The following is a 12,994-nucleotide window of genomic DNA, read 5'->3' on the forward strand; positions in this document are numbered from 1 at the left end:
CAATCAGCGTTTGGGTAAATAATTAAGTGGATTAACAGACTGACCATGGTAGCGGATCTCAAAGTGCAGCATGACCTGGTTGGTGCCTGTACTTCCCATCTTCGCAACAGTTTGCCCGGCGGACACATGCTGCTTTTCCTTGACCAAGATCTTATCGGCGTGGGCGTAAGCACTGAGATAGTCATCACTATGCTTGATAATGACGAGGTTTCCATAACCCCGCAAAGCATTACCCGCATAGACTACCCGACCATCGGCAGTGGCTTTAATAATATCGCCTCGGTTGCCGGCTATCTTGATTCCTTTGTTTCCCTGCTCTTTGGCAGAGAAGGCGCCAATCACCCGACCATTGACTGGCCATATCCAGCGACTGACTTTGTCCGGCAGAGTCGAACTCGGCTTGTGGACAACATGGTTAACATTCTGTTTACCATTGGGTACAGGGTAAGCAGACTTTGGTTTGGGATCAAGTGTTTTTTTCGGCTTATTTTGCTTGGCTTGAGCGACGGCCTGTTTCTGCTTAACCGTCTGTTTTTTATAGATCTTATCTTTTGGTTTTTGAGGTTTGGATTTGGAGTTTTTACTCGAACTCGGCTGTGAATTCGATTTAACATTTTTTTTACCATCGAGAATGAGCACTTGGCCAGGGTAGATGGTATAAGACTTATCTAGCTGATTTAACTTGGCTATTTGTGCATAGTCTTTACCGGCCCCCCAAGCGATGGAGTAGAGGGTATCGCCCTTTTTCACCTTATAAGTGTCAGAGCGAATAGAACCTCTTTCGATCGCCGGCCGTTTTACGCCATAAATGGATTCGACCGGAGCCGGCCTGTGAGCCTGAAAACTGCATCCAGAAACCAGAGTGACCAATAGCACTGAGCCAAGGCGACAAAGAAATGACGCCTTTTTATGCAGAAACTGGCTGGAATGCAATGGGCTCAAGAATACTCCTGCATGCTTTAATGACTATCAGGCCAAACCGCCACTGATTAAGGGAACAAATTTTACCGCTTCGACCACTTGGGAAATAAACTGTCCCCTCTCCCGGCGGATCTTCAGCAACTGTTGGCTCTCATCACCAACGGGGATCACCAGTACGCCCCCCTCTGCCAACTGTTCCAGCAAGGCTGTGGGAATATCAGAGGCCGCCGCTGTCACCATGATGGCATCGAAGGGCGCCCTGTTGGGCCAACCTTGCCAGCCATCACCGTATTTGAAGGCCACATTATGCAGATCCAGGCGTTTGAGGCGTTGGCGAGCCTGAATTTGCAGGCTTTTGATTCGCTCAACCGTGCAAAGCTCTGGCACCAACTGCGCCAGTACCGCCGCCTGATATCCTGAGCCGGTACCTATTTCAAGCACCTTGGCAGGATTATGCTCCAACAATAACTCCGTCATTCTCGCCACAATATAAGGCTGGGATATGGTTTGGCCCGAGCCTATGGGTAGAGCGGTGTTTTCATAAGCCTTGTGCGCCAAGGCACCATCAAGAAACAACTCTCTGGGGGTTTTGGCCACCACCTGCAACAGACCCGGGTGACGGATCCCTGCTTCCTGCAGTTTTCTGGTTAAGTTCAGTGCCGATGTGGAGGCTACCCGGGTCATAGTTTTTCTATCCAGTGTTGCAATTGTGAGAGCTGCCGATAGGCGGTTAAATCTACAGTTAATGGGGTGATGGATACATATCCCTGAGACACGGCATAAAAGTCTGTGTCTTCGCCCACATCCAGTTCAATCCCGGGTGGCCCCAACCAAAATACCTCGCGGCCGTGAGGATCTCTGGCTCTGACCATACCCTCAGCCTTATGGCGGGCGCCGAGCCGAGTAACCCGTATCCCCTTGATTTCATCGAGAGGCAGATCCGGCACGTTGATATTGAGGATCTGATCCGAGGCAATAGGATGCTTCTTAAGCCCCATTATGATCTTCACCGCATAGGCCGCCGCACTGTCATAATGCGTAAGCTCACGGCCCACCAAGGATACGGCCACTGCCGGCAACCCCAGAAAACGCCCTTCCATCGCCGCCGCCACTGTGCCTGAGTAGAGGGTATCGTCTCCCATATTGGCACCGGCATTGATCCCCGAGACCACCATGTCGGGTTCGCCTTCATAGAGTTCGCGAATCGCCAGATGAACGCAATCGGTTGGCGTGCCGTTTACCGAGATGTAGCCATTGTCTAACTTATTAATCCTTAAGGGATTCGTCAAGGTTAAAGAGTTACTGGCACCGGAGCAGTTGCGATCCGGCGCCACAGTGAGCACTTCGGCAACGGCTGACAAGGCTTCCGATAGGGCGCGGATCCCAGGAGCCGTTACCCCATCATCGTTGCTGACCAAGATTTTCATGCAGGGTTTCCTTCCTGAGCCGCCTGGCGCTCACGCCACAGACGTTCGGTCACATCATCATAGTCGAGCAGTTCCCGCAGCACTGAGGTTGCAAAGCTGCCCGCAGGAAGGCTGAACTCCAGCTCCAGTGTGTCCGGCTCGATAAACTGGTACTTCATCCCTTCGGGACGCAACAACAATGGTCGCCTTTCCTGCTCGAGCCCGGCTTTTTCCAGGCCTTCACAATCAGCGCTGTATTCGGCCAGAACCTGAGCCTCAAAAGCCAAGGCATCGGCACTGCTGAGTGGCTGCCCCCTACCCCACATGGGCGCCGACAGCAAAATATCTTTCTCTGCCAGCCTTTGTTGCAACACCTCATCCCAGCGCTCGGCAACAAAGAAGCTGCGGCTGCCGGCCAGCATGACACAATCACCGTCCAGACACTCAAGCCCATGGGTCGCCAGGCGCTGAGATACCAGTTGATTAAACAATAATGAGCGCAGCGCCGACAGGTAGATGGAGCGCTTGTTTCTGTCTTTCACCTTGCGCCCCTGCAGCATCTGCCGCGCCATTTCTATGTTGCGGCCGTTGTGGCCAAAGCGCTGTTCACCGAAATAGTTGGGTACGCCCCCCTCGGCAATCGACTCCAGCCGCTGCAATACATCTTCCGGCTGAGTTATCTGGCGCAGAACCAGCTTGAAACGGTTACCGGAAAGCGCACCAATGCGCAGCTTCTTGTTATGACGCGCCGCACTCAATACCGTGATGGACTCACTGTTGAGACTCAGCCAATCCGGTGTTTCTTTACCCGGAATTCGTACGCCGAACCACTGCTCTGTGATGGCATTCTTATCCTTCTGGCCGGCAAAGGTCACCTCTTTGGGATGCACCTTGGCCAATTTGGCCAGCATCTCGGCCACCTGAACCGTATTCAGGCCATCTTTACGAATATGCAGCAGATGGTGCTCACCCTCGCCCGAGGGCAGAAAAGGCAGTATTTCCTGCACCTGAAAATCGCTGTTGCTGGTGCGCATATCGCCTTTGGAGAGAGGCTTGCCATAGAGAAAGTGTAATGAATTCATCTTATTTGAATCTTTTCCTGTAAATGAGTCGGTATTACATACCGAACATCAGCACCACGGCTTCTACCGCAATGCCTTCACTGCGGCCGGTAAAGCCGAGTTTTTCTGTCGTGGTCGCCTTGACGTTGATGGAATCGAGATCTGTGTGCAGATCTTCGGCCAACATCTGTCGAATGGCTTCAATATGCGGCGCCATCTTGGGCGCCTGGGCAATAATGGTCACATCCAGGTTGCCGAGACGAAAGCCTTTGTCCAGTGCCAGGCGGTAACAATGACGCAGCAGCACCCGGCTGTCGGCTCCCTTGAATTCGGCATCTGTATCGGGAAAGTGTTTACCTATGTCACCAAGTGCCATGGCGCCGAGTATCGCATCTGAAATCGCGTGCAATACCACATCACCATCCGAGTGCGCCAACAGGCCTGTGTGGTACGGCACTTTCACCCCACCGAGGACCAAGGGCGGCTCACCACCGAATTTATGTACATCAAAACCGTGTCCAATACGTATATTCATTGCTTGTTCCTGTATTCAGTTGCCCCGCTGATGCGCCAGATAAAGCGCTGCCAGCGGCAAGTCGTCCGGATGGGTTACCTTGATATTGTCACTGCGGCCGCTGATAAGTGCCGGGTGTACTCCGCGCCACTCCATCGCCGAGGCTTCATCTGTCACCAGCACACCGGCGGCCAGCGCCGCTTTCAGCGCATCGGTCAAAGTGAGCAGTGGAAACAGCTGCGGCGTTAGCGCATGCCAGAGTGCTTCTCTGGCAACCGTTTCACTGATGCAGCCATCAACGCCGCTGCGTTTCATGGTATCGCGCACCGGCGCAGCCAGTATCGCCCCCTGAGGATGTTGTTTTCGTGAAGCAAGCAGCTTATCAATATCGCCATGGGTCAGGCAGGGTCTGGCGGCATCGTGTACCAGGGCCCAGGTATTGGCAGGCAATGGCTTGTCGGCTACCAGGCTCTCAAGCGCCGCCAGCACAGAATCGGCCCGCTCTTTGCCGCCGGTGACTGTCTCCAACTTGGGATGACTGGCCACCGCCAGTTTGCCAAAGAAGCTATCTTCCGGGTTCAGCGCCACTATCACCCTTGAGATGCCATTGTGACTCAGCAACCCCTTGAGGGTTTGCTCCAAAATGCAGGAGCCGGCAAGTGGCAGATACTGCTTGGGACAGTCGGCGCCCATGCGACTGCCTATTCCCGCTGCCGGTACTATGGCAATCACTGGTTCATCACTGGGGATCCCGGCCGCTGTAGTCCGGGAGGAAATAGATTCGCTCATGGATATCCGTTATGTTGAAATTGGGCCGTTACTGACTGGCCAAAGACATGGAACGCTGCTCACCACCAACAACCCGATAAAAGGTTTCACCCTTCTTGATTAACCCCAGCTCATTGCGGGCACGCTCTTCCAGGGCTTCGGTACCGCTGCGCAGATCGCGGATCTCCTCTTTCAGTACCTGGTTACGTTCTTCGAGCCTGGCATTGCTGTCATTTTGAGCCGCTATCTGCTGCTCAAGATGGAAGTACTCCGGCAGACTGTTTTCTCCCAGCCAAAGACGATATTGCAGTAGCCCCAGCAACAAGGCGATGACAAAAAGCAGTCGTTTCATGGTGATAAATTCAGCTCATGCCCTAAAAAATACGATTAGTGTTGATAGTACAACAAAAAAGGCCACCAAGTGGCGGCCTTTTGTAGCTGGGGGCGAAAATTACGCCTGACCTTTGATCTCACTCAGGCCGCGGTAGGCTGCCTTGGCGCCCAGTTGCTCTTCAATACGCAGCAGCTGGTTGTACTTGGCAACACGGTCAGAGCGGCACAGAGAGCCGGTCTTGATCTGGCCGGCTGCGGTACCTACTGCCAAGTCGGCAATGGTCGCATCTTCAGTTTCACCTGAGCGGTGAGAGATAACGGCGGTATAACCGGCTTCCTTGGCCATACGGATAGCGGCCAGAGTCTCGGTCAGAGAACCTATCTGGTTGAACTTGATCAGAATCGAGTTGGCAACGCCCTGCTCGATACCGCGAGACAGGATCTTGGTGTTGGTCACGAACAGGTCATCACCCACCAGCTGGATCTTGTCACCAAGGATCTTGGTCTGGTAAGCCCAGCCATCCCAATCAGACTCATCCAGGCCATCTTCGATAGAAACGATAGGATACTGCTCGGTCAGCGACTTGAGGAAGTCAGAGAAACCATTGGAATCGAATACCTTGCCTTCACCGGCCAGGTCATACTTACCGTCTTTGTAGAACTCGGAAGCCGCACAATCCAGCGCCAGAGTCACATCTGTACCCAGTTTGTAGCCAGCAGCTTCAACGGCTTCTTTGATAACAGCCAGGGCATCGGCGTTGGATGACAGGTTAGGCGCAAAACCGCCTTCGTCACCCACGGCAGTGTTCAGGCCCTTGGACTTGAGCACCTTCTTCAGGTTGTGGAAGATTTCAGCGCCCATACGCAGGGCTTCACGGAAACTCTTGGCACCGACTGGCTGTACCATGAATTCCTGAATGTCGACGTTGTTGTCGGCATGCTCACCACCGTTCAAGATGTTCATCATAGGAACCGGCATGCTGTACTGGCCAGGAGTCCCGTTCAGTTCGGCGATGTGAGCGTAAAGCGGCATACCTTTGAAGGCAGCAGCGGCCTTGGCAGCAGCCAAAGACACAGCCAGAATGGCGTTGGCGCCCAGCTTGTCTTTGTTTTCGGTGCCGTCCAGCGCGATCATGATGCCATCCAGCTCGGCTTGAGCCGTGGCATCTTTACCCAGCAGGGCTTCACGGATAGGACCGTTGACATTGTCAACAGCCTTTAGCACGCCTTTACCCAGATAGCGGGCCTTGTCGCCATCACGCAGTTCCAGCGCTTCACGGCTACCGGTAGAAGCACCTGATGGAGCTGCTGCCATACCGATGAAACCACCTTCCAGATGCACTTCAGCTTCTACAGTGGGGTTACCGCGAGAATCCATGATTTCGCGTCCAATGACGTTAATGATCTTAGCCATAATGTCCTCGATTAAAGTTAAAGAAAAAACCCATACCCATCTGAGCGTTCAGCGTCTCTCATATGGGTATTGGACTTTCACTTCACACTTCCCGGCCCGGCCGGGGATGAAAAAGCCGGAGCTGCCATAGCAGTCCGGCTCTTCTAGTTTAACCCAGATTACGCTTTTGGTAAGTACTGGCGGCGGCGACAAAACCTTCAAACAGAGGGTGACCGTCGCGAGGTGTGGAGGTGAATTCCGGATGGAACTGACCGGCAACAAACCAAGGGTGACCAGGTATCTCGATCATCTCTACCAGCTTGCGATCCGAAGACAAGCCACTGAATACCAAGCCGGCTTTTTCCAGACGCTCACGGAAGGCGTTGTTCACTTCGTAACGATGGCGGTGACGCTCGATACAAGTGTTGCTCTTATAAGCCGCAGCGGCCTTGGTGCCTTCAATTAGATGGCACAGCTGAGCGCCAAGACGCATGGTACCGCCAAGATCTGAGGCCTCGTCACGCTGCTCCAGATTGCCTTCTTCATCGATCCATTCGGTGATCAGGCCCACAACAGGGAACGGGGTTTCCTTGTTGAACTCGGTAGAGTGGGCACCTTCCATGCCGGCGACATGACGGGCGAATTCAATCAAGGCAACCTGCATACCCAAACAGATACCAAAGTATGGCAGTTCGTTCTCACGGGCGTATTGAGCGGCAAGGATCTTACCTTCAACACCACGCTCACCAAAGCCGCCGGGAACCAGAATGCCATCCAGACCTTCCAGCACTTCAACGCCTTTGACTTCAACAGTCTGGGAGTCGATATACTTGATGTTCACCGAAACCCGGTTTTTGAGGCCGGCATGCTTCAACGCTTCGTTGACTGACTTGTAGGCATCCGGCAGTTCGATGTACTTGCCGACCATACCTATGGTCACTTCATTGTTTGGATTGGCTTCCTGATAAACCACGTTTTCCCATTCGGACAGGTCGGCTTCAGGGCAGCTCAGGCCAAAGCGCTTGACTACCAGCTCATCCAGCCCTTGTGAGCGCAGCAGCGCCGGGATCTTGTAGATGGAATCCACGTCTTTGAGGGAGATAACCGCCCGCTCTTCAACATTACAGAACAGGGAGATTTTGGCTCTCTCTGTGGCTGGAATAGCGCGGTCGCCACGGCAAACCAGAATATCCGGCGCAATACCGATAGAACGCAGCTCTTTAACTGAATGCTGAGTCGGCTTGGTTTTCACTTCCTGAGCCGGGCCGATAAAAGGCACCAGAGTCAGATGCATAAACAGGCTGCGATCGCGGCCCAGTTCAACACCCAACTGACGGATAGACTCGAGGAAAGGCAGAGATTCGATATCACCCACAGTACCACCGATTTCAACGATGGCGACATCATGGCCTTCACCGCCTTCGAGGACTTTTTCCTTGATGGCATTGGTGATGTGCGGAATAACCTGAATAGTGGCACCCAGGTAGTCACCACGACGCTCCTTGCGCAGCACTTCCTCGTAGATACGACCTGTAGTGAAGTTGTTGCGGCGGTTCATCTTGGTACGGATGAAACGCTCATAGTGGCCCAAGTCCAGATCTGTCTCTGCGCCGTCCTCAGTGACAAATACTTCCCCGTGTTGGGTTGGGCTCATGGTTCCCGGATCAACGTTGATGTAAGGATCCAGCTTCATGATGGTTACATTCAGGCCTCTGGCCTCTAAAATTGCCGCGAGCGATGCTGCTGCAATGCCTTTACCTAGTGATGAAACAACGCCACCAGTAACGAAGATATACCTTGTAGTCATGCTGAACCTGAGAAAAAAGAATGATAAATAGGTGCTCGAATGAAAGCACCAGGACGGGGCGACAGTATATCAAAGCCCCTGCCATTTACCAAACAGGAATGACGATAATTTTTACGCTCTGATCTCATTCGCGCAATTTTAATCCAGGCTTCGCCTTCTACTGGATTTCACCGCGCTCTTCACGCTTGACCTGATCCCAATAAGCATCCAGTGCCTGCAGATCATGTTCTTCAAACGGCTTGCCGCTGGCATTGGCTTTTTGCTCGACGGCGCGAAAACGCCGCTCAAACTTGTTGTTGGCCCCTCTGAGGGCCTGCTCGGGGTCCACCCCCAAGTGGCGCGCCAGATTCACCGCAGCAAACAGCAAGTCGCCCACTTCGTCCTCAACCCTGGCCTTATCCGGCGTGGCTTGACGCGCTTCGTGCAACACTTCTTCAATCTCTTCGTGTACCTTGTCGACCACGGGCTCAAACTCAGGCCAATCAAACCCTACCCGGGCGACCCGCTTTTGGATCTTACCCGCCCGCGCCAACGCCGGCAGCGCCTTGGGAATATCGTCCAGCACTGAGTGCAGCTCGCGCCCGGCGCGCTCGGCCGCCTTGATACGTTCCCAGTTGTTCTTGGCATCCGGTGCCGAGTCAAAACTCAAGTCGGTATCGGCGGCAAACACATGGGGATGACGATTGATAAGCTTATTACATATCCGCTCAAGCACAGTGGCGAAATCAAACCAGCCCTTTTCCTTGCCAAGCTGACAATAGAACACCACCTGAAACAGCAAATCGCCAAGCTCAGAAGGTAACTCCTGCCAGTCGCGGCTCTCTATGGCGTCGGCCACTTCATAGGCTTCTTCCAGGGTGTAGGGCACTATGGAGTCAAAATCCTGCGCCCTGTCCCAGGGGCAACCCAGCTCAGGGTCCCTGAGCTTTGCCATAATCTCAAGCAATGCATTGATATCTGCCGCCACCGCCGCTACTCCTTTGTTGCTAATACGCTTACCAATCCAACGACTCTTTGATAAGTCTTAAAAAACAGCAGGACGCAACCTATGCGTCCTGTTTTTCGTGTCACTCGCATACCAATCCGGCATCAGAGCCTACGGGCTTCTATTACCCCGTCTATCTGGGTCAGCTTGGAGATAACCCGGGATAAACCGTCGAGGTTATAAAGCTCCATCTCAAGTTCAATGGCCGCAGTCTGGTTCTTGAGATCCGATGAGGAACTCATCGCCAGCACATTGGACTTTTCCGCCGCCAGCACAGAGGTGAGATCCCGCAGCAGACCGGTTCTGTCATTGGCCACCACTCGAATACGGATTTTGTAGCCGCCGGAGTAGTTTTCGCCCCAGACCACATCCACTACCCGCTCGGGATGGGCACGCATCAGTTCCTTAACCTGCTCACAATCGGCTCTGTGCACCGAAATACCGCGTCCCTTGGTAATAAAACCGAAAATTTCATCACCGGGCACCGGCTGACAGCAGCGCGCCAGATGGCTCATCAGATTACCGACACCATTGACCTCAATCTGGCCGCGATTGGCGCCTATGGGTTTCTGCTGACCTTTCTTGACCAGCTCTTCCACCGCTTCTTCGTCAGAAGGCTCCTGAGTTCTGAGTCGGCTCTGTACATGATTAACCACTTGGTTGAGGCGCACATCGCCGCCACCTATGGCCGCCAACAGGTCATCCATGTTGGTCATGTTGAAGCGCTCAATTGCGCTGCCGACATCCTTGAGTGTCAGCCCCACCCGCGCCAGTTCGGCTTCCAGCATCTCGCGTCCGGCCACCAGGTTCTTGTCCCTGTCCTGCTGCTTGAACCAGTGTTGGATCTTGCTGCGGGCTCTGGAGGTCTTGATATAACCCAGGTTGGGGTTAAGCCAATCCCGCTTCGGATTGGGATGCTTGGAGGTGATGATCTCGATGCGCTCACCGGTTTCCACCTGGTAGGTGAACGGCACTATGCGGCCATCGACCTTGGCGCCAATACACTTGTGGCCCACCTGGGAGTGGATATAGTAGGCAAAGTCCAATACGGTCGAGCCGGCTGGCAAGTCCACCACTTCTCCGGACGGGGTAAACACATAAACTCTGTCTTCGAAGACCTGGGCCCGGATCTCCTCCACCAGGTTGCCGCTCTCGACTACATCTTCTTGCCACTGCAAAATCTTGCGCAGCCAGTTGATCTTCTCTTCATAGCCACTCTGTTTGCCGGAGTGATTGCCCTCTTTATATTTCCAGTGAGCCGCCACCCCGAGCTCGGCATCTTCATGCATCTGCTGGGTACGAATTTGGATTTCGACCGTTTTGCCCTCCGGCCCCACCACCACAGTGTGAATCGACTGGTAGCCGTTGGGTTTGGGGTTGGCAATATAGTCGTCAAACTCTCTGGGAATATGGTGCCAAAGGGTATGCACTACACCGAGCGCACCGTAGCAGTCCTGCAGCCGGTCGGTGACGATTCGCACTGCACGCACGTCAAACAGCTCGTCAAATTTAAGCTGCTTGCCGCGCATCTTGCGCCAGATGGAGTAGATATGTTTGGGGCGGCCATAGACCTTGGCACGAATGCCTTCTTCATCCAGCCGCGTTTGCAACTGATTGACAAAGTTGTCGATAAAGACTTCACGGTCCAGGCGCTTGCCGTCCAGCTGCTTGGCAATCTCTTTGTAGGTCTCGGGATGCAGATAACGAAACGAGATATCCTCCAGCTCCCACTTGAGCTGACCTATGCCCAAACGGTTGGCCAGCGGCGCGTAGATGTCGGCAATTTCCCGGGCCAACAATACCCGGGTTTCTTCATCGTCGTTTTTCACGGCCCGCAGCAGGCATACCCGCTCGGCCAGTTTGATCACCACGGCGCGTACATCTTCCACCATGGCCAGCAACATCTTACGGATATTGTCGATTTGCGGTTCGCTGCTGCGGCTGTCATTGCCCACCTTGAGTGCACCTATGGCATCCATGGTCTTGACGCTGTTGACCAAGGTTGCCAACTCGGGGCCAAAGTCTTCGGTGAGCTTGGCTTCATCGACTATGCCCACCTCGAAAAACACAAATAAGATGGCAGCCTGCAGAGTTTCGATATCCATGTTGAGCGGCGCGAGGATCTCTATCATCTCCCGCGCCTTGGCCTGCAGCTCGGCTTTGGGACGCTTGCACTTACCCATAGGCAGTGCTTCCACCTTGGCTATCAGCTCCAACAAACGCCCGGCATCGGCGGAGTCGGCCACATAACGATTAACCCACTCATCCAGATTGAAATCAGGATCCTTAAAGTGTGCTTCGCGAACAGATACCATCTCACCTTCCTTTAGTGTCCGATTAACAGACTCAACAAGACTCCCTATCTTGAGCATACCCGATGGGATGTCAAACCCCCGTGAGTACCTTTATTGATAAAATTGACTCGATAGACAATAAAAGCATCAATTCCGCACAAACAAGGCCATGGCTTCGGTGTGATGGGTCTGGGGAAACATGTCCAACACACTGAGGCGCTCCAGGCGATAACCTTGCTCGAGCAACAAGACGCTGTCCCGCGCCAGGCTCGCCGGGTTGCAGGAGACATACACCACTCGCTCGGGCGCGATGTTTTTCAGATAAGAAAGCGTCTCATAGGCACCGGCCCGGGCGGGATCCAGCAGCAGTTTATCCACCTTGCCAAGCCAGGGCTCGGTCGAGAGGTCGGCGCTGAGATCGGCGCAAAAGAACTGCAACCCTTCAAGCCCGGCCTGTTTGGCATTTTGTCTGGCCTGCTCAACCATGGCGGGCACGCCCTCGACACCTGTGACCCTAGCGCCGCTGGCCGCCAGCGGTAGGCTGAAGTTACCCATGCCGCAGAAGAGGTCCAATATGTGCTCGCCGGCCTTGGGTTGCAGCCAATCTATGGCCTTGGCCACCATGGCGCGGTTTACTTCACCATTGACCTGAATAAAATTCCCCGGATTAAACTTAAGCGTCAGCTCATCGCCTTCGGCGCCGGACAAGCGGTAGCTTGGCTGATTGCCCGTAAGGTACTCACACTCGCCCTGATTGTCCTGCAGCACCAACTGTAATCCTTGCTGCCCGGCAAAAGCCTTGAGCTTTTCCTTGTCTTTATTCACCAGTGGCCGGGTAATTCTCAGCACCACAAAACGACCGGCTTCGGTTTCAATCAGCTCCACATGACCAAGCTGAGCCACGCCCTGCAGGTGAGCCAGTTGCGCTGCCAACGGCTTTATCAGTTCCGACAACGAAGCCGCCAATACAGGACATTCGCCAATGGCAACTACCTTGCTGCTGGACTTGGCCCTGAACCCCAGGGTGAATTCGCGACTTTGTTTGTCATACCAGGTCGCCAGTCTGGCCTTGCGTCTATAATGCCAAGGGGCGGAAGCCAGCTCGCCTATCTCCGGCAGCTCGGATAGGCCAGAGAGTTTGGCAAACAACTCGGCCAGGGCCCGGCGCTTGTGCCGCCGCTGGCTCAAATCTGACAAGTGTTGCAGATCGCAGCCGCCGCAAAGCGCATAATGGGGGCATTGGGGTTCAACCCGCTCCGGCGATGTTTGGGTGATGCGGATGAGTTTGCCCCTGGCATAGTTCTTTTTTTGTTCGGTGAGCTGCACCTCGGCGCTCTCACCGGGCAACAAGCCGGGAATAAACACCACTTTGCCCTGATATTGACCGATCCCGGCACCCTGATGATCCAATCCGGAAGCCGTGAGTGACAGTTTTGCGGAGACTTTCTTGGATCTGTTTGGTTTTTCTCTAAAAAATTGTGCCATCTAGGCCCCTGAAACAATAAAAAACTG

The 12,994-nt window shown here is 53.9% G+C and carries 12 protein-coding genes; all 12 read right to left on the reverse strand.

The genetic code is table 11. The features are described from left to right. Positions 1-3 precede the first annotated feature (3 nt). On the reverse strand, positions 4-915 hold the full coding sequence (locus ACF8D4_RS22045) for a peptidoglycan DD-metalloendopeptidase family protein (protein WP_392466281.1): 912 nt from the start codon (positions 913-915) through the stop codon (positions 4-6). A 54-nt stretch (positions 916-969) separates the two neighbouring features. Continuing rightward, positions 970-1,605, reverse strand: a complete 636-nt coding sequence (locus tag ACF8D4_RS22050) for a protein-L-isoaspartate(D-aspartate) O-methyltransferase (RefSeq protein ID WP_044734852.1) — start codon at positions 1,603-1,605, stop codon at positions 970-972. Next, complete coding sequence (gene surE / locus ACF8D4_RS22055) at positions 1,602-2,348, reverse strand: 5'/3'-nucleotidase SurE (protein WP_044734853.1); 747 nt, start codon at positions 2,346-2,348, stop codon at positions 1,602-1,604. Before surE ends, ACF8D4_RS22050 begins: the two co-directional genes overlap by 4 nt. After that, positions 2,345-3,409 (reverse strand): tRNA pseudouridine(13) synthase TruD, encoded by a 1,065-nt coding sequence (gene truD, locus ACF8D4_RS22060; protein WP_025889137.1) that lies wholly within the window; start codon positions 3,407-3,409, stop codon positions 2,345-2,347. Before truD ends, surE begins: the two co-directional genes overlap by 4 nt. Before the next feature lie 34 nt (positions 3,410-3,443). Beyond that, on the reverse strand, positions 3,444-3,923 hold the full coding sequence (gene ispF, locus ACF8D4_RS22065) for a 2-C-methyl-D-erythritol 2,4-cyclodiphosphate synthase (protein WP_071239239.1): 480 nt from the start codon (positions 3,921-3,923) through the stop codon (positions 3,444-3,446). A gap of 15 nt (positions 3,924-3,938) precedes the next feature. Then, the gene (ispD, locus tag ACF8D4_RS22070) at positions 3,939-4,691 is read right to left on the reverse strand and encodes a 2-C-methyl-D-erythritol 4-phosphate cytidylyltransferase (protein ID WP_144220733.1); all 753 of its coding nucleotides are present in this window, start codon (positions 4,689-4,691) and stop codon (positions 3,939-3,941) included. A 28-nt stretch (positions 4,692-4,719) separates the two neighbouring features. Next, positions 4,720-5,022: a cell division protein FtsB gene (gene ftsB, locus ACF8D4_RS22075; protein WP_025011658.1), complete on the reverse strand. Its 303-nt coding sequence runs from the start codon at positions 5,020-5,022 to the stop codon at positions 4,720-4,722. Positions 5,023-5,121: 99 nt separating this feature from the next. Further along, the gene (gene eno / locus ACF8D4_RS22080; RefSeq protein ID WP_025011657.1) at positions 5,122-6,417 is read right to left on the reverse strand and encodes a phosphopyruvate hydratase; all 1,296 of its coding nucleotides are present in this window, start codon (positions 6,415-6,417) and stop codon (positions 5,122-5,124) included. Positions 6,418-6,565: 148 nt separating this feature from the next. Then, positions 6,566-8,203 (reverse strand): CTP synthase, encoded by a 1,638-nt coding sequence (locus ACF8D4_RS22085; RefSeq protein ID WP_028781516.1) that lies wholly within the window; start codon positions 8,201-8,203, stop codon positions 6,566-6,568. Positions 8,204-8,360: 157 nt separating this feature from the next. Continuing rightward, a complete protein-coding gene (gene mazG, locus ACF8D4_RS22090) occupies positions 8,361-9,170 on the reverse strand; it encodes a nucleoside triphosphate pyrophosphohydrolase (RefSeq protein WP_392466269.1) in 810 nt (269 codons plus the stop codon). Positions 9,171-9,292: 122 nt separating this feature from the next. Next, positions 9,293-11,503: a GTP diphosphokinase gene (gene relA, locus ACF8D4_RS22095; RefSeq protein ID WP_044734857.1), complete on the reverse strand. Its 2,211-nt coding sequence runs from the start codon at positions 11,501-11,503 to the stop codon at positions 9,293-9,295. A gap of 126 nt (positions 11,504-11,629) precedes the next feature. Beyond that, positions 11,630-12,967, reverse strand: a complete 1,338-nt coding sequence (gene rlmD / locus ACF8D4_RS22100; RefSeq protein ID WP_392466267.1) for a 23S rRNA (uracil(1939)-C(5))-methyltransferase RlmD — start codon at positions 12,965-12,967, stop codon at positions 11,630-11,632. Between the last annotated feature and the right edge of the window lie 27 nt (positions 12,968-12,994).

The organism is Shewanella sp. YQ_9, from assembly GCF_043103185.1.
Taxonomy (GTDB): Bacteria; Pseudomonadota; Gammaproteobacteria; order Enterobacterales; family Shewanellaceae; genus Shewanella; species Shewanella algae.